15 protein-coding genes are annotated in these 17,269 nt (G+C 46.5%); all 15 read left to right on the top strand.

The features are described 5' to 3' along the window. Window positions 1-123 precede the first annotated feature (123 nt). The 15 genes from ACUALS_RS01240 to ACUALS_RS01170 all read left to right on the top strand — a co-directional run bounded on the left by ACUALS_RS01240 (window position 124) and on the right by ACUALS_RS01170 (window position 17,244). The gene (locus ACUALS_RS01240; RefSeq protein WP_005471049.1) at window positions 124-1,431 is read left to right on the top strand and encodes an anaerobic C4-dicarboxylate transporter; all 1,308 of its coding nucleotides are present in this window, start codon (window positions 124-126) and stop codon (window positions 1,429-1,431) included. 478 nt (window positions 1,432-1,909) lie between these two features. Beyond that, the gene (locus tag ACUALS_RS01235; RefSeq protein WP_038139230.1) at window positions 1,910-3,358 is read left to right on the top strand and encodes a YfcC family protein; all 1,449 of its coding nucleotides are present in this window, start codon (window positions 1,910-1,912) and stop codon (window positions 3,356-3,358) included. Window positions 3,359-4,141: 783 nt separating this feature from the next. Then, window positions 4,142-5,365, top strand: coding sequence for an arginine deiminase (gene arcA, locus ACUALS_RS01230; protein ID WP_005470929.1), 1,224 nt, complete (start codon window positions 4,142-4,144; stop codon window positions 5,363-5,365). A 57-nt stretch (window positions 5,366-5,422) separates the two neighbouring features. Further along, window positions 5,423-6,334: a carbamate kinase gene (gene arcC / locus ACUALS_RS01225; protein ID WP_005471046.1), complete on the top strand. Its 912-nt coding sequence runs from the start codon at window positions 5,423-5,425 to the stop codon at window positions 6,332-6,334. Window positions 6,335-6,516: 182 nt separating this feature from the next. Beyond that, a complete protein-coding gene (locus ACUALS_RS01220) occupies window positions 6,517-7,527 on the top strand; it encodes an ornithine carbamoyltransferase (RefSeq protein WP_454448700.1) in 1,011 nt (336 codons plus the stop codon). 413 nt (window positions 7,528-7,940) lie between these two features. Further along, the gene (gene pyrB, locus ACUALS_RS01215; protein WP_005470974.1) at window positions 7,941-8,870 is read left to right on the top strand and encodes an aspartate carbamoyltransferase; all 930 of its coding nucleotides are present in this window, start codon (window positions 7,941-7,943) and stop codon (window positions 8,868-8,870) included. A 17-nt stretch (window positions 8,871-8,887) separates the two neighbouring features. Continuing rightward, window positions 8,888-9,352, top strand: a complete 465-nt coding sequence (gene pyrI, locus ACUALS_RS01210; protein WP_038139221.1) for an aspartate carbamoyltransferase regulatory subunit — start codon at window positions 8,888-8,890, stop codon at window positions 9,350-9,352. A 292-nt stretch (window positions 9,353-9,644) separates the two neighbouring features. Continuing rightward, window positions 9,645-10,133 carry an arginine repressor gene (locus ACUALS_RS01205; protein WP_005471135.1) on the top strand — a complete coding sequence of 163 codons (489 nt, stop codon included), beginning with the start codon at window positions 9,645-9,647 and terminating at the stop codon, window positions 10,131-10,133. Between the two features lie 131 nt (window positions 10,134-10,264). Further along, window positions 10,265-12,061 (top strand): protein-disulfide reductase DsbD, encoded by a 1,797-nt coding sequence (locus tag ACUALS_RS01200; protein WP_454448699.1) that lies wholly within the window; start codon window positions 10,265-10,267, stop codon window positions 12,059-12,061. A 284-nt stretch (window positions 12,062-12,345) separates the two neighbouring features. Beyond that, complete coding sequence (locus tag ACUALS_RS01195; RefSeq protein WP_005471143.1) at window positions 12,346-12,981, top strand: response regulator transcription factor; 636 nt, start codon at window positions 12,346-12,348, stop codon at window positions 12,979-12,981. A gap of 104 nt (window positions 12,982-13,085) precedes the next feature. Further along, window positions 13,086-13,715, top strand: coding sequence for a MarC family protein (locus tag ACUALS_RS01190; RefSeq protein WP_039473089.1), 630 nt, complete (start codon window positions 13,086-13,088; stop codon window positions 13,713-13,715). 217 nt (window positions 13,716-13,932) lie between these two features. Next, window positions 13,933-14,196 (top strand): DUF4212 domain-containing protein, encoded by a 264-nt coding sequence (locus ACUALS_RS01185; protein ID WP_005470918.1) that lies wholly within the window; start codon window positions 13,933-13,935, stop codon window positions 14,194-14,196. Window positions 14,197-14,208: 12 nt separating this feature from the next. Further along, entirely contained in the window at window positions 14,209-15,936 is a 1,728-nt protein-coding gene (locus ACUALS_RS01180) for a sodium:solute symporter family protein (RefSeq protein ID WP_038139211.1), read from the top strand. Between the two features lie 95 nt (window positions 15,937-16,031). Beyond that, a complete protein-coding gene (locus tag ACUALS_RS01175; protein WP_038192714.1) occupies window positions 16,032-16,514 on the top strand; it encodes a hypothetical protein in 483 nt (160 codons plus the stop codon). 76 nt (window positions 16,515-16,590) lie between these two features. Beyond that, window positions 16,591-17,244: an inorganic diphosphatase gene (locus ACUALS_RS01170; RefSeq protein WP_005471144.1), complete on the top strand. Its 654-nt coding sequence runs from the start codon at window positions 16,591-16,593 to the stop codon at window positions 17,242-17,244. The last annotated feature ends 25 nt before the right edge of the window (window positions 17,245-17,269 follow it).

Here is a 17,269-nt window from a genome sequence, read left to right as displayed (position 1 = left end):
AGGCTTGCATACGGTTAACCCCATTCATTGCATGGTTTTTGCGAGCCTCATTATTTAAACATTCAACCGCAGAGCAGAGTGTTTAGATAATTAAAATCAAAATACACTTTATGAGGTAACAATATGGTAGCAGTCGAACTCATCGTCGTTCTGCTCTTCATCTATTTGGGAGCAAGAATTGGTGGTATCGGTATTGGTTTAGCAGGTGGTGCGGGTGTGATAGCCCTATCACTGGTCTTGGGTGTTCCTACTAGCCAAGCGTTTATTCCGATCGATGTCATCTTAATTATCATGTCAGTGATTACCGCAATCGCAGCGATGCAGGTTGCTGGTGGTATGGACTGGTTAGTACAAGTGGCAGAAAACTTTTTGCGTAAGCACCCTGAGCGCATCACCTTTTACGCGCCGATTGTCACTTTCCTAATGACGCTAATGGCAGGCACTGGCCACACTGCGTTTTCAACCTTACCAGTGATCGCAGAAGTTGCGAAAGGCCAAGGCGTACGTCCGTCTCGCCCGCTTTCTATCGCGGTTGTCGCATCACAAATCGCGATTACGGCTTCGCCAATCTCTGCAGCGGTAGTTGCGTTTGCGGCGATGCTTGCGCCAATGGGTGTTGACTACCTAACGCTGCTTGCGGTTTGTATTCCAACCACTTTTGTCGCTTGTATGATTGGTGCGTTTGTAGCGAACTTTATGGGCAGTGAGTTGAAAGATGATCCGATTTATCAAGATCGTCTAGAAAAAGGACTCATCAAGCTATCGACGGAAACAAAACGTGAGATCTTGCCTACGGCGAAGACAGCCACCTACATCTTCCTTGCGGCAATTGGCTTTGTTGTTTGCTACGCAGCCGCCATTTCTAAGTCTGTAGGGCTGATCGTTGACCCTGCACTAGGACGTAACGAAGCCATCATGACGGTAATGTTGGCGGCTGCAGCAGCAATCGTGATGATCACTAAAATTGACGCGGCAAAAATTCCATCGGCTGCAACATTCCGCTCTGGTATGACAGCTTGTGTGTGTGTTCTCGGTGTGGCATGGCTAGGCTCAACGTTCGTTAATGCGCACGTTGACGGCATTAAAGAAGTCGCTGGCGCGCTATTGGCAGACTACCCTTGGATGCTTGCGTTGGTTCTATTCTTTGCATCCATGCTGCTTTACTCACAAGGTGCAACCACTGTCGCGCTCATGCCAGCAGCACTCGCAATCGGTGTTGCCCCGCTGACAGCCGTTGCTTCTTTTGCAGCAGTGAGTGCACTGTTTGTACTGCCAACTTACCCAACGCTGCTTGCCGCGGTTGAGATGGACGACACAGGCTCAACACGCATTGGTAGCTATGTCTTTAACCACCCGTTCTTTATTCCAGGAGTAGTGACGATTGCCTCTGCCGTTGCACTAGGCTTTACGTTCGGCAGTCTATTTATTTAGACTCACCAATGTCTGATAGAGGAGCTTCGGCTCCTCTTTTTTTATTTCATCCTTAGTAAAAAAACCTAGGTCACAAATCAAGTTTGATATTAATCAAAAAAGTTCTCGAAAGTTCTTTGTGCATTTAAATCCGCCGCTTTGAATAAAATTCCCACCTATCTTTTTTTTACTGGTTTACCGCCCCTGACAAAAGGGTTTACATCAATCCTTCGGCATAGAAATCCCTTCTTTCTAACCAATTAACCACATAAAAAAACCACTCATCACACCACCTATTTTTTACTGAATATTTTTGTGAAGATCACCAAAGTTACAGAGTGAATGACATTTTAAAATAACCCACAAGAGCTAATAAGTTCCTAATTAAATAAAAACAAATTTACCAATAACTTATTCCCTAAGTTATTTATTTTTTAAATCTAATAGTCGCTGATTCACTTTTATTTGTGGACACATAAATAAAAGTAAGGAGATCACCATGACAACCCAAACTGTACCTACTGAAGAAAAAAAAGGTGGCTTCTTTGCCAACTTTAAATTCCCTTCCGCCTATACAATTCTTTTCGTACTGATTGCACTGGTTGCTCTACTGACATGGATAGTGCCAGCAGGTCAATATGATCGCGTAATGAATGAAGACTTAGGTCGAGAAGTCCCTGTTACTGGCACCTATCAACCGGTAGACGGTAACCCTCAAGGCGTGATTGACGTACTTCTTGCACCGATTGATGGTTTCTATGACCACAATAGCTACGAAGCTGCGGCGATTGACGTTTCACTATTTATTTTGATCATCGGTGGCTTCCTTGGACTTGTAACCAAAACAGGGGCCATTGATGCTGGTATCGAACGCGTGACCGATCGCTTAAAAGGTCGTGAAGAGTTGATGATACCTATCTTGATGGCACTGTTTGCGGCCGGCGGTACCGTTTATGGTATGGCAGAAGAATCATTGCCTTTCTATACCCTACTTGTTCCAGTCATGATGGCGGCGCGCTTTGACCCTCTAGTTGCTGCAGCTACTGTTTTACTTGGCGCGGGTATTGGTACTCTAGGTTCTACAATCAACCCATTCGCCACCGTTATCGCGGCAAACGCAGCAGGTATTCCATTTACAGATGGCATCGTGCTACGTGTTATCGCTCTGCTAATCGGTTGGGTTATCTGTGTCGCTTACGTGATGCGTTATGCTCGTATGGTTCGCAACGACCCAACAACGTCTGTGGTTTACGATAAATACGAAGAAAACAAAGCTCACTTCCTAGGTAACCAAACTGGCGAGCGCTTAGAATTCACCGGAACTCGCAAGCTTATCCTAAGTATCTTTGGTGCTTCGTTCGCGGTCATGATCTACGGTGTATCAGTTGCAGGTTGGTGGATGGCTGAGATCTCAGCGATGTTCCTAGCATCAACCATCATCATTGGTCTGGTTGCTCGTATGAGCGAAGAAGAGTTTACCAACAGCTTTATTGACGGCGCTCGTGACCTACTTGGTGTTGCGCTAATCATTGGTATCGCACGTGGTATCGTAGTGGTCATGGACCGCGGTATGATCACTGACACGATTCTGTTCTCAGCTGAGCAAATGGTGACTGGTCTATCGTCTGTTGTGTTCATCAACGTAATGTTCTTCCTTGAAGTACTGTTGTCATTCCTAGTGCCTTCAAGCTCAGGTCTGGCGGTATTGACCATGCCAATTATGGCGCCATTGGCTGACTTTGCAGGCGTAGGTCGCGACCTGGTTGTAACGGCGTACCAATCTGCTTCTGGCCTGGTGAACCTAGTGACTCCAACGTCGGCAGTGGTCATGGGTGGCCTTGCGATTGCCCGAGTTCCTTACGTCCGTTACGTAAAATGGGTAGCGCCACTGCTTGCGATTCTAGCTCTGTTCTGCATCGCAGTACTCAGTATCGGTGCAATCATCTAACACTGACTTTTCCTTGCCCAGGCTCACAGAACAGCGAGCCTTACTCAAAAGCCGCCTTGTGCGGCTTTTTTATTTGGCCTAATCACCGTTGCCCGCAAAGTCGAACACATCTTCAATGACGCGAATCCAGCGTTTTTCACGCCTCTCCCTTTACGAATCAATCACCTAAAGTTATCCCTTCATCTGGCAGCTAAGCCACGCTAAATAGCGTTGCCATCAAGGTTATAGCGATAACAAATAAAAAGAGTAAATAACAGAACGTTTTTATATTAGATATTTTATCTTCATGGCACAGTTTTATTCATTTCAAACAGAATATTTCTAGGAACTGGCAAACTGAGTTTTGTGATCTATGTATAAGTTACCAACAAAACATTTGTTACCAGAGGATTAATTTCGACCTAAAAAACACTTATCTAGAAAGTTTGAGTGCATATTTCTAACCTATTCACTTTTTTATCACGCAATTATTTTTGAATACATTTCCCTTTCTACACCTAACAACAAACCTTGGTGAATATTTCATGCATAAACTTCCCCAAATAATGCGTGATTAGGGTGTTCACAGCGAAATAACAAGTGCATAGATATTGTTAAAACCCTTTAAATACGGGGCTTTGAGCATAAAAAATGAATTGTGAGCGATCTCTAAGATTCCTCCCCAGAGAGGCGTAATATTAATTCCAGAACAAATAAGTGAATAAATAAATTCACGCTTCTTTTCCCTACAAATTAAATATTAGCTTTATTTAAAAGCTAATTAAAAATAAGAGAGATACGATCATGAGTAAGTTTTACGTAGGTTCTGAAATCGGTCAATTACGTCGCGTTCTTGTTCACCGCCCTAGACGAGCTCTGACTCACCTAACACCATCTAACTGTCACGATCTGCTATTTGATGACGTGTTGGCAGTAGAGCGTGCAGGTAAAGAACATGACGTATTTACTCAAACTCTACGCGATCAAGGTGTTGAAGTTCTTCTTCTTACTGACCTACTAGCCGATACGCTAGCCGTGCCAGAAGCGAAAGAATGGTTACTAAACCGCCAAGTATCAGACTACCGTTTGGGTAAAACATTCGCCAATGACGTTCGTTGCTACCTAGGTGATCTTCCAAACCTAGAGCTAGCAAAAATTCTAACGGGTGGCCTTTCTTACGCAGAGATGCCAATGAAGTCTTCTTCAATGATGCAAGGCCTACATGCGCCAACAGACTTCATTATTGAACCTCTACCAAACCACCTATTCACTCGCGATACGTCTTGCTGGGTATACGGCGGCGTATCAATCAACCCAATGGCGAAACCAGCTCGTCAACGCGAAACAAACCATGTTCGCGCAATCTACCGCTGGCACCCAACATTCGCTGGCCAAGACTTCATTAAGTACTTCGGCGATGAAGAGAGCATTAACTACGACAACTCAACCATCGAAGGCGGAGACGTTCTTGTTATCGGTCGTGGCACTGTTCTTATCGGTATGTCTGAGCGTACAACGGCTCAAGGTGTTGAGCACTTGGCATCTAGCCTATTCAAACATGGTCAAGCAAAACAAATCATCGCAATGGAGCTACCAAAACACCGCTCTTGCATGCACTTAGACACAGTAATGACACACATGAACGAAGACACCTTCTCGGTTTACCCAGAAGTGGTTCGCAAAGATGTGAAATGTTGGAGCCTAACTGGCGATGAGTCTGGCGCTGTCAACGTGAAAGAAGAAGGCTACTTCGTTACCGCTATCGAGAAAGCACTGGGCGTAGACAAGCTAAACCTAATCACAACAGGTGGTGACAACTTCCACGCAGAACGTGAACAGTGGAACGATGCAAACAACGTTCTAACCGTGAAACCAGGCGTTGTTATTGGCTACGAAGGCAACACTTACACCAACGAAAAATACGACAAAGCAGGCATCACAGTTCTACCTATCCCAGGTGATGAGCTAGGTCGTGGTCGCGGCGGCGCTCGCTGCATGAGCTGCCCAATCGAACGTGACGGCATCTAAGTAAGTGATTAAAAGGCGAGAGTTCTGGCTCTCGCCCCCTGCAGAGAGATTTTCAACATGACAAAACAAACAGTTGTTGTAGCACTAGGTGGTAACGCTCTACTTCGTCGCGGTGAGCCATTAGAAGCAGAAGTACAACGCCACAATATCGAAATCGCGGTTAAGACCATTTCTGAAATCGCCCAAGAGTACAACGTGGTACTTGTTCATGGTAACGGCCCACAAGTTGGCTTATTGGCACTGCAAGGTTTGGAATACAAAAAAGTCGCCCCTTACCCACTTGATGTACTAGGCAGCGAAACGCAAGGCATGATCGGTTACATGCTAATGCAAGAGTTCAAAAACCAAATGCCGAACGTCAACGCAACTTGCATGCTAACGCAAATGACCGTGGATCCAAACGACCCAGCATTTGCGGACCCAACGAAGCCAATTGGTCCAATTTACGAAGAAGCCGAAGCACGTGAACTGGCTGAGAAATACCACTGGACCATCAAGCCAGACGGCAAGCACTTCCGCCGCGTGGTACCTAGCCCACAACCAACAGGCATCATCGAGCACGAAGCGATCACAGCGCTTATTGAACAAGGCCACTTGGTGATTTGTACTGGCGGCGGCGGCATCCCAGTGAAGCGCGAAAACGGCAAACTGGTGGGTGTTGAAGCGGTAATCGATAAAGACATGTCTGCTGCGTTCCTCGCGAAACAGCTTGATGCAGATGCACTGCTTATCCTGACTGACGCTGATGCTGTTTACCTAGATTGGGGTAAACCAACACAGCACGCACTGCGCGGCACAACGCCAACTGAACTAGCGAAATACGAGTTTGATGCAGGTTCCATGGGACCAAAAATCGAAGCCTCGTGCGAGTTCATCAAGCAAGGCGGAAAAGTGGTCGGTATCGGCTCTTTGGAAGATGGCTTACGCATCCTTCAAGGCACCGCAGGCACCAATATCACGAAAGGCTAAACGAATTATTACCCCATAGCTGGAGCGAGACATCGAGAGGTCGACCCTCGTTGAATCATGACACTCATGCCTCGCTCCCCACTGTGGCAAACACTTAAAGCAACAAACACTATTAATTTCTGCGTTTTCTTACCTCTTTCCCTGCAATAAGAGAGCGCTAAAACCCTAAGAAGGAAAACATCATGGCTTTCAACCTACGCAACCGTAACTTCCTAAAACTACTAGACTTTACTCCACGTGAAATCCAACACTTCTTGGATCTATCTGCGGAATTAAAAAAAGCAAAATACAACGGCTATGAGCAACCTCGTCTAAAAGGCAAAAACATTGCCCTAATCTTCGAGAAAACATCAACTCGTACACGTTGTGCATTTGAAGTTGCAGCATTTGACCAAGGCGCTCAAGTTTCTTACTTAGGCCCATCGGGTTCTCAAATCGGTCACAAAGAGTCAATGAAAGATACAGCACGCGTTCTTGGCCGCATGTATGACGGCATCGAGTACCGTGGTTTCGGTCAAGAAATCGTTGAAGAGCTAGGCGCTTACGCTGGCGTGCCAGTATGGAACGGCCTAACAGACGAATTCCACCCAACTCAAATCCTAGCTGACTTCCTAACTATGATGGAACACGGCCGTGGTAAACAGCTACACGAAATGAAGTTTGCTTACCTAGGTGATGCGCGCAACAACATGGGTAACTCTCTAATGGTTGGCGCAGCGAAAATGGGCATGGACATCCGTCTAGTCGCACCAAAAGCATTCTGGCCAGAAGAAGATCTAGTAGCAACATGTCGCGAAATCGCAGAAGAAACAGGTGCGAAGATCACTCTAACTGAAGACGTTCAAGAAGGCGTTCAAGGCTGTGACTACCTATACACTGACGTATGGGTATCGATGGGCGAAGCGAAAGAAGCATGGGCTGAGCGTATCAACCTAATGATGCCTTACCAAGTCAACATGGACATGCTAAAAGCAACAGGCAACCCACATGTGAAATTCATGCACTGCCTACCAGCATTCCACGGTGAAGACACAACAGTTGGTAAAGAGCTTGCGGCGGAATACCCACAACTGAAAGACGGTGTGGAAGTAACAGACGAAGTGGTTGAGTCTAAACACTCTATCGTATTCGACGAAGCAGAAAACCGCATGCACACCATCAAAGCTGTAATGGTTGCTACTCTAGGCGACTAATCTGCAGGGAAATGCGGACGGCAGGATTAGAGTTATCACTCCATGAATAAAGTCCGCATTTTTTTTCACACAGATTGAAACAAAATAGCGACCCAAACGCCTTCAAGCAAGTTCTCACAATGACTGAGAAAACGAAGCGAAAATATGCGAAATTCGCATAAAAATCCAATTTCTGGATACTTTTCGCAAACGCTTGCAAGGCGTTTTTTTGTGCGTATAATCCTCCGCAATTTGTCTAAGGAGTAGCAAAAATGACACAGCCACTGACAACAAATTGTTGTTACCAAACGCGCCCAGCATCGGGATCGTTGTCTGTTTCATTTTCTCCATTGATTCTATTTTAAAGCCTCCTATTTTAGGGGGCTTTTTTTTGTCTGTAATTTACGTTTGATTTGAGACAAGGACACACTGTTATGGCGCATTCATTGTTTAAAAAGCACATCATCTCCATCCCAGAGCTCAGCCGCAAAGAGCTAGAGCTTATCGTCGATACCGCAGCAAGATTAAAGGCAGAACCCAATCCTGAATTGCTGAAAAACAAAGTAGTAGCCAGCTGCTTCTTTGAGCCTTCAACGCGTACTCGCCTATCGTTTGAAACGGCAGTTGAGCGTTTGGGTGGCAGCGTAATCGGCTTTGACAACGGTGGTAATACGTCTCTGGCGAAAAAAGGCGAGACATTGGCGGACTCGGTTCAAGTTATCTCATCGTATGTGGATGCGTTTGTGATGCGTCACCCACAAGAAGGCGCAGCGCGTCTTGCTTCTGAGTTTTCTAATGGCGTGCCGATTGTTAACGGCGGTGACGGTGCAAACCAACACCCTACTCAAACGCTGCTCGATCTGTTCTCTATCCATGAAACGCAAGGCACATTAGACAACCTCAATGTCGCCTTTGTCGGTGATTTGAAATACGGCCGCACCGTACACTCTCTTACTCAAGCGCTAGCGAAATTCGACAATGTACGTTTCTTCTTTATCGCACCAGACGCACTGGCCATGCCAGAATACATCTGTGAAGAGCTTGAAGAAGCAGGCATCAAGTTCAGCATGCACAACAACATTGAAGAAGTGGTGCCAGAGCTGGATGTGTTATACATGACTCGCGTACAAAAAGAGCGTTTTGATGAATCTGAGTACGCGCACATGAAGTCTGCGTTCATCTTAACTGCCGCCACTCTTGAAGGCGCGCGCGACAATCTAAAAGTGCTTCACCCTCTACCACGTGTTGACGAGATCACCGTCGATGTCGATAAAACCAAGCATGCTTACTACTTCGAACAAGCAGAAAACGGCGTCTACGCCCGCGAAGCATTACTTGCCCTAGTTCTTAACGAAAACATTTAATCAGCAGGAGAGACATCATGGTGAAAGAAACTCAACTACAAGTAGAAGCAATCCGCAACGGCTCTGTGATTGACCATATTCCTGCGCACGTTGGTATCAAAGTGCTTAAGTTGTTCAAAATGCACAAAGCGAATCAGCGCATTACGATTGGTCTTAACTTGCCATCTTCAGCGTTGGGCGCAAAAGATCTGATCAAGATTGAGAACACCTACTTAACCAAAGAGCAAGCAAGTCAACTGGCACTCTACGCACCAAAAGCGACGGTTAATCAAATCGAAGAGTACAAGGTGGTAAGCAAGCTGAACTTAACGCTACCAGAGAGCATTGAAAGTGTGTTTGTGTGCCCGAACAGCAACTGTATTTCTCATGGTGAACCGGTAGAAAGCCGCTTTAAAGTTCAACAAAAACAGGAAAACGTGCACCTGAAATGTCACTACTGTGAAAAAGTATTCTCACGCGAAATCATGGCCGAAGCACGTTAAGCTCACTTTTCAAGGGCTACCACCTGTAGCCCTTTGATTCGCTGGATATTTATTCAACCAATAGGATAAATATCCAATCCATTCAGAACAAATCACCAAAAATCAAGATTTTACTTAGTTTTTTATTTGGCGATCCCATTCACAAAGCCGCACTATCTTTGGTGGTAAACTGGCTCCATATTCAACTAAGTCACCACGATAGAGTGACCGCTCAAGCGTTGGGCACAGAAGGGAGAATGGAGTGCCTAAGTTTACATGGACGATTTATCCGTACGTCACCTGAGGAGTTCCCATGAGTGAAACTCTAAACCCTATGAACATCGATTATACCGAAGATAAAACCCTGACAGCGGCTTGTAAGCGCTTGCTACAACAACAGAGTTTTGCCACTCAAAACGAACTGCGCGAAGCCTTAATTAACATTGGTTTCGAAGGCATCAGCCAATCGACTGTGTCACGCTTGTTGTCACAGTTGGGTGTGGTTAAAGTGCAAAATGCGTGTGGCAAAAAAGTCTACTGCATTACGGTAGAGACCGCCCCCGTGCGCGTCGAATCTTCGATATCTTCGCAAATAGAGTTCATTACCCACAACCAAGCCATGGTGGTGGTCAAGACACACCCAGGCAGCGCCCAGTTAGTGGCCCGCTTAGTCGATATTGATCCGCATACCGAGATCCTAGGTACCGTTGGCGGTAACGACACGGTATTGGTGATCCCGAAAGACACCGACAACATCGACGCATGTGAGCGCGTGGTTCGCACTCGACTTGGCGTCGCATAAGATTTCGGGCTAGGCGAAAACCTAGCCCAACATCATCACTGATAGTAATTTTCTTATCGATGAAACTAATTGCCGCCCTTCCCTGTCTTATTGAGTTAAAATAAACCAAATTTTACTCAAGTGACGAATTTATGCGCTTCGCCTTATCACTGCTTATTCTCTGTTTTACAGTCGTTTCTGCACCTGCATTGGCGCTCTTTGGCAATTCCAACTCCAGTCCGAGTTTTGCAAACAACAGCAATACGTTTGTTCCTGTCGATGAAGCCTTTCCGTTTAATTTCTACCAACAAGGTAATCGTGTCTTCCTCGATTGGCAGGTAAAACCCGACTACTACCTGTATCAGCATCGTATTTCCGTCACGGGAGAGAATGTCAATGTCGCCCAGGTTGAGATGCGTGATGGGGAGCCCTACAAAGATGAGTTTTTCGGTGATGTAAACATTTACACCACACCGCTGTTTGCTGAAATTAACCTAGCCGATTACCAATCTGGGGCGCGTTTGATTGTCCAATATCAAGGCTGCGCAAAAGCGGGGTTTTGTTACCCACCAGAGACGCGAGTGATTGATGTCACCAGCTTTGAGTTTGACTCGGCGTCTAATGTCATCCCTGCGCAAAGTGACACTAAAGCCGACGCCATCAATACTCCAAGCAAAGAAAGCGCACCACAGTCTAAGGAAACAAGTCTAGCAGCCAAACTTAGCGACAGTTGGTGGACACCACTGCTGTTTCTTGCCCTTGGTGTGGGTTTGGCTTTTACGCCTTGTGTCTTGCCTATGTACCCTATTTTAACCAGCATCGTGTTAGGTAGCGGCAAGCTTAGCCACCGACGCGCACTTGGCTTAGCCTTTATTTATGTGCAAGGGATGGCGCTGACCTACACCTTGCTCGGTTTAGTGGTCGCCTCCGCAGGCTTGCAGTTCCAAGCCGCCATGCAGCACCCTTATGTCTTGATTGGCTTGAGCGTATTGTTTGTCGCGCTGGCGCTGTCGATGTTTGGCTTATACACCATTCAGCTGCCAAGTAGTGCACAAACTTGGCTCAACAACCTCAGCAACAAGCAGCAAGGCGGAAGCTCTTGGGGCGTCTTTACTATGGGGGCGATTTCTGGGCTAGTTTGTTCACCTTGCACCACCGCCCCACTGTCGGGCGCACTTCTTTACGTAGCTCAAAGCGGCGATTTGCTCACCGGTGGTGTGGCGCTCTACGCACTTGCGCTCGGGATGGGCATTCCACTTATGTTGGTTGCCGTGTTTGGTAATAAACTGCTACCAAAAGCAGGCAACTGGATGGATCGCGTGAAAACGCTATTTGGGTTCGTGTTACTTGCTGCGCCAATCTTCTTGCTTGAGCGCATCTTGCCGGAAGCATGGGCAACAGGCTTGTGGTCGGCACTGGGTATCGCGGCATTCGGTTGGCTTTACCATATTAAGAACAGTTTAGAGTTTGGCGGCTGGAAGCAGAGTACTGTCGGTATTATTGCCGTTCTGGGCTTGTTTGCGTCCGCCCAACCGGCGCTCAATTATTGGTTTGGCAATCACAGCGAGCAGCAAGTGCTGTCAACCATTGAGTTTCAGCGAATCAACAATGTCGCCGAGTTGAATCAGCAACTCGCGCTCGCCAAACAAGCGGGCAAACCGGTGATGCTCGACTTCTACGCTGATTGGTGTGTCGCCTGTAAAGAGTTTGAGAAATACACTTTCCACCAGCCAGATGTTGAAAGCAAGTTGCAAGGTTTTGTTCTACTTCAAGCCGATGTCACCAAGAATACACCGCAAGATATTGAGCTGCTCAAAGAACTGAAGGTGCTTGGCCTACCTACTATCGATTTTTGGGACGCAAACGGAAATGCCATCAGCAATGCACGCGTCACCGGCTTTATGCGAGCCGAACCTTTCTTAGCGCATTTGGTCACCCATAACCTATAAGCGCTATTTATATCGCGCCTTGAAGACTCAAGGCGCGACGACTCATACCATCTCTTTCCAGCCTTACTATCGCTAGATGAGCTTTAGGTTACCCATAAGCCAAAAGCCTTATAACCTGCCGCGAACGTTGACGCGGCTATAGTTCCAAAACGCAATTCGCTCATCTATATGCAATTTTTCTAATAAAACCCGATACAGTTCAGACTTTTAGTGCATAAACATTGTCCACATTGCTAAAGGTGACAATAATTCTGTTAACCAAATTGTTATAAGTGCTTAACGTCATGGATTCGACCTACAACATCATCATCGCTGACGATCACCCGCTATTTCGAAATGCGCTGTTTCAATCCGTTCACATGGCGGTCAGCGGCGCGAACTTGCTCGAAGCGGATTCCTTAGATGCTCTGCTTGCCGTACTCGCTCGTGAAGAGGAGCCTGATCTTCTGCTGCTTGATCTCAAGATGCCTGGCGCGAATGGCATGTCTGGCTTAATTCATCTGAGAGCCGAGTACCCAGATCTGCCTATTGTCGTGGTGTCTGCCAGTGAAGAGCCGTCGGTCGTCACCCAAGTGAAAAGCCATGGCGCGTTTGGCTTTATTCCAAAATCAAGTGACATGCGTGAGCTCGTTAGCGCACTGAATCAAGTACTCAATGGTGAACCCTTCTTCCCTGAAGGTTCGATCACCAACAATGCGGCATGCAACGATTTGGCTCAGAAAATTGCCACCTTAACGCCTCAGCAATACAAAGTCCTCGGAATGCTATCTGATGGCCTGCTCAATAAGCAGATTGCGTATGAATTAAATGTTTCAGAAGCGACAATAAAAGCCCATATGACGGCGATATTTAGGAAGTTAGGGGTAAAAAACCGAACTCAAGCTGTCATTCTACTTCAGCAGCTTGAATCTGAAGCTTAACTGACGCCAACCTGACACTTTTTAATAGTAAACTTTGCTAAACTCTCGGAGTCAGGCAACAATCTGATTTACCCCTCTGTTCACTAACTCTGGGAGTACATCTCTTGCTAAGTGTCTTAATCACTCAATTCGTCGTTTTGTGGGCCGTGATTGATCCGGTCGGCTCTGTCCCTGTCTACCTATCACAAACTCATCACTTAACCGCTAAGCAGCGCAGACTTGTTGCGTTAAAAGCGGTGGGCATCGCCACTGGGGTGCTGTTGTTTTTCCTTGTAGTGGGTCAGCTTTTACTTGAAGCCATGCAAATCCCTTTACCCGCCTTCCAAGCAGCGGGAGGGCTGGTACTGTTACTATTTGCACTGACCATGATTTTTGGTGAGTCCAAACCTGAACAAGAGACAAAACTCAGTGAGGAAATCAGCCATTCCGATCTCGCTGATCTAGCGGTTTACCCACTCGCTATTCCATCGATTGCATCACCAGGTGCAATGATGGCGATCGTGATGCTTACTGACAACCATCGCTATTCGCTGATCGACCAAGGGTTGACCGCAGCCGTGATGATTGTGGTGCTACTGATTACGTTGCTTTTGCTACTGGGTGCGACTCATATTCAGAAATGGATTGGCAATGTTGGTGCTGCGATTATTAGTCGGGTGATGGGGCTTATTTTGGCGGCGGTAGCGGTGAATAATCTGCTGATGGGAATTAAAGATTTCTATCTCGGTGGGTAAATTTCCGCTGAATAGACCAGCAAACATTAGACTTTTGGCTAATTTAACACAACATTAACATCACAGTTTCTTACCAGATCTATTTAAGCGCCTAATTTTTAGGCGCTTTTTGTTTTATACGCCCCGACTAAAGTTGAAAAGAGTTCTTGCCCCACCCTTGCTAATGTAGATATTGAAACATTTTCTTAACAACAAAACCAATCGTAAGGAGGCGGCAATGGCGTTTGAAAGTCAGGATAAAGCCAAAGCCTATTGGGACAAAAACGTAAAACTGATGATCAACCTAATGGTGGTTTGGTTTGTCGTTTCTTTTGGCTGCGGCATCTTATTTGTCGACGTACTTAATCAATTTCAACTAGGTGGTTACAAGCTAGGCTTCTGGTTTGCTCAGCAAGGCTCTATCTATACCTTCCTAGGTATTATTTTCTACTACGCGTGGAAAATGCGCCAAATTGACCGTGAATTCGGCGTAGATGAGTAAGGAGTAACTCAGATGGATTTGAAAACTATCACTTACCTCGTTGTTGGTGCGACCTTTATCCTCTACATCGGTATTGCGATTTGGGCACGTGCTGGTTCAACTAAAGAGTTCTATGTTGCAGGCGGTGGTGTAAACCCTATCGCTAACGGCATGGCAACCGCAGCTGACTGGATGTCTGCAGCATCGTTTATCTCAATGGCAGGTCTAATTGCCTTTATGGGTTACGGCGGCTCTGTATTCCTAATGGGTTGGACAGGCGGTTACGTACTTCTCGCACTACTACTTGCGCCTTACCTACGTAAGTTCGGCAAGTTTACTGTACCAGAGTTCGTAGGTGAGCGTTTCTACTCAAACGCGGCACGTATCGTTGCGGTTGTGTGTCTTATCATCGCATCGGTCACGTACGTTATCGGTCAGATGAAAGGTGTAGGTGTTGCATTCGGTCGTTTCCTAGAAGTGGATTACTCAACGGGTCTTCTGATCGGTATGTGTATCGTATTCATGTACGCAGTAATGGGCGGCATGAAGGGCATTACCTACACGCAGATTGCTCAATATTGCGTACTCATTTTAGCTTACACTATCCCTGCAATCTTTATCTCTCTGCAACTGACGGGTAACCCACTGCCTCAGCTTGGCTTGGGTAGTACCATACAAGGCACCGATGTTTATCTACTCGATAGGCTCGACCAAGTGGTGACCGAACTCGGCTTTAGTGAATACACCACGCAAGTCCGTGGCGACACGCTGAACATGTTCGTTTACACCATGTCACTGATGATCGGTACAGCAGGTCTACCACACGTAATTATCCGTTTCTTCACGGTACCTAAGGTACGCGACGCACGTACATCAGCAGGTTGGGCTCTAGTCTTTATCGCTATCCTATACACAACTGCTCCAGCGGTATCTGCAATGGCTCGTCTAAACCTAATGGATACAGTGAATCCAGCGCCAGGTCAGCACCTTGCTTACGATGAGCGTCCAGACTGGTTCAAGAACTGGGAGAAAACAGGTCTACTTGGTTTCGAAGATAAGAACGGCGATGGTAACATCCAATACACTTCTAGCGCAGCAACCAATGAGCTAAAAGTTGACCGTGACATCATGGTACTGGCTAACCCTGAGATTGCGAAGCTACCAAACTGGGTAATCGCTCTAGTGGCAGCCGGTGGTCTAGCAGCCGCACTATCAACGGCAGCAGGTTTATTGTTGGCTATCTCGTCCGCGATATCCCACGACTTAATCAAAGGTGTTATTAATCCGAATATATCTGAGAAGAAAGAGCTGCTCGCCAGTCGGATCTCCATGGCGGTGGCGATTGCGGTGGCTGGTTATCTCGGCCTCAACCCGCCAGGCTTTGCCGCCGGTACGGTAGCGTTAGCCTTCGGTCTTGCTGCATCGTCCATCTTCCCGGCACTAATGATGGGTATCTTCAGCAAAGGCATCAACAAAGAAGGCGCAATCGCAGGTATGATTGCAGGTATCAGTATCACGCTATTCTACGTATTCCAACACAAAGGCATCCTATTCGTTGCTGATTGGACTTACCTAGAAAGCTGGGGTAGCAACTGGTTCCTAGGCATTGAGCCAAACGCATTCGGTGCAATTGGTGCTCTATTTAACTTCATAGTTGCATTCGGTGTGTCGAAAGTCACTGCTGAAACGCCACAAGAAGTGAAAGACTTGGTTGAACACGTACGTGTACCTGCAGGTGCTGGCGACGCTGTTGACCACTAATAACAATACCTAAACCACAAAAGCCCCTATTGGGGCTTTTTTATTCCAAATTTTGCGTTACCGTATTCGAAGTCTGTTGTAGCAAGGAAGCCAAGATGTTCAAAAATAAGCACTTTATAGTCGCTCTATTAGTCGCCCCAATTCTATCGATCATCGCCTATTTCGGTGCTGATATGGCGGTCAGTGAGAAACCTCACGCAGCCAAAGAAGGGCAAAGCTATAAGTTGATTGCCAAATCCAACTGCCGATATACCAGCGGTCTTTGCGGAATGGAAAATGGTGAATTTAAAGTGCAGTTTCGTTCAGAAAAGCTCACCCCATCTGAGCTACAGCTCTCATTGAAGTCTCAATTTCCACTCGAGGGCATCAAACTCTCATTGGTCGACAGCCAAGATCAAACAGGTCAACCTATCGATATGGTTTCAGCCGATCAAGCAGGTCAAAACTGGTACATTACGTTACCCAAACCTGCCTCAGCGGAAAGTTGGCTCCGCGTCGCGATTCAAGCCGAAGGCACGCTCTACTATGGCGAAACTCAAACCGCCTTTGTGAAATACGAGACCTTATTTACTGAATAACGAACTCTCGTTGAGTTAATAAAATTGAAATAGTCCTGACGTAGATTTACGTACACTCTATGAAAAGGACTATTCAATGAAAAAACGACTTCTTTCTTTTTTGCTTATTGCATCTTCCCCCGTACTAGCGGCAGATAACTACACCGTTACTCAAACTGACACTTACACCCTGACTTCAAACGTCGATCTCATGTCCATTCCGGCAATCAATTCTGGCGGTACGATCAATGCCATTATCGAGATTCCAACGGGTACAAACCAGAAGTGGGAAATAAACAAAGACGACACCTCACAAGTGATTTGGGAATTCAAAAAGGGCAAACCACGTATTGTCAATTACCTTGGCTACCCAGCAAACTACGGTGCGATTCCAAGCACCGCACTCCCGAAGGAACTTGGCGGAGATGGAGATCCACTTGATGTCATCGTCTTGGGTCACTCTTTACCACGAGGCTCTATCGCCGAAGTTCGATTAATCGGCGTACTAAAGATGCTGGATGATGGCGAACAAGACGACAAACTACTTGCTGTCATGACTGAAGGTTCTCCACTATCCGATATCACGTCGGTTTCGCAATTGGATAGCGAGTTTAATGGTGTATCTAAAATTGTCGGTACTTGGTTTAGCAACTACAAGGGCAAAGACGGCGGTATGGTTCTGCAGGGGATAGAAGACGCTGGTGTAGCGAATGAAGTGTTGAGCCAAGCCGTAAAGAACTATAAGGGCTAAACCAAAGCGTTAAAGCGCCCACACA

The sequence above is a fragment of the Vibrio sp. NH-7 genome (genome assembly GCF_053643215.1).
This window is presented reverse-complemented; position numbering and strand designations above follow the sequence as displayed.

Excerpts from the sequence above, each read along its gene's own strand:
- pyrI (WP_038139221.1), top strand. The coding sequence starts at position 8,888 with ATGGTGAAAGAAACTCAACTACAAGTAGAAGCAATCCGCAACGGCTCT.
- ACUALS_RS01170 (WP_005471144.1), top strand. The coding sequence starts at position 16,591 with ATGAAAAAACGACTTCTTTCTTTTTTGCTTATTGCATCTTCCCCCGTA.
- ACUALS_RS01205 (WP_005471135.1), top strand. The coding sequence starts at position 9,645 with ATGAGTGAAACTCTAAACCCTATGAACATCGATTATACCGAAGATAAA.
- ACUALS_RS01180 (WP_038139211.1), top strand. The coding sequence starts at position 14,209 with ATGGATTTGAAAACTATCACTTACCTCGTTGTTGGTGCGACCTTTATC.
- pyrB (WP_005470974.1), top strand. The coding sequence starts at position 7,941 with ATGGCGCATTCATTGTTTAAAAAGCACATCATCTCCATCCCAGAGCTC.
- ACUALS_RS01185 (WP_005470918.1), top strand. The coding sequence starts at position 13,933 with ATGGCGTTTGAAAGTCAGGATAAAGCCAAAGCCTATTGGGACAAAAAC.
- ACUALS_RS01235 (WP_038139230.1), top strand. The coding sequence starts at position 1,910 with ATGACAACCCAAACTGTACCTACTGAAGAAAAAAAAGGTGGCTTCTTT.
- arcA (WP_005470929.1), top strand. The coding sequence starts at position 4,142 with ATGAGTAAGTTTTACGTAGGTTCTGAAATCGGTCAATTACGTCGCGTT.
- ACUALS_RS01220 (WP_454448700.1), top strand. The coding sequence starts at position 6,517 with ATGGCTTTCAACCTACGCAACCGTAACTTCCTAAAACTACTAGACTTT.
- ACUALS_RS01240 (WP_005471049.1), top strand. The coding sequence starts at position 124 with ATGGTAGCAGTCGAACTCATCGTCGTTCTGCTCTTCATCTATTTGGGA.
- arcC (WP_005471046.1), top strand. The coding sequence starts at position 5,423 with ATGACAAAACAAACAGTTGTTGTAGCACTAGGTGGTAACGCTCTACTT.
- ACUALS_RS01200 (WP_454448699.1), top strand. The coding sequence starts at position 10,265 with ATGCGCTTCGCCTTATCACTGCTTATTCTCTGTTTTACAGTCGTTTCT.
- ACUALS_RS01175 (WP_038192714.1), top strand. The coding sequence starts at position 16,032 with ATGTTCAAAAATAAGCACTTTATAGTCGCTCTATTAGTCGCCCCAATT.
- ACUALS_RS01195 (WP_005471143.1), top strand. The coding sequence starts at position 12,346 with ATGGATTCGACCTACAACATCATCATCGCTGACGATCACCCGCTATTT.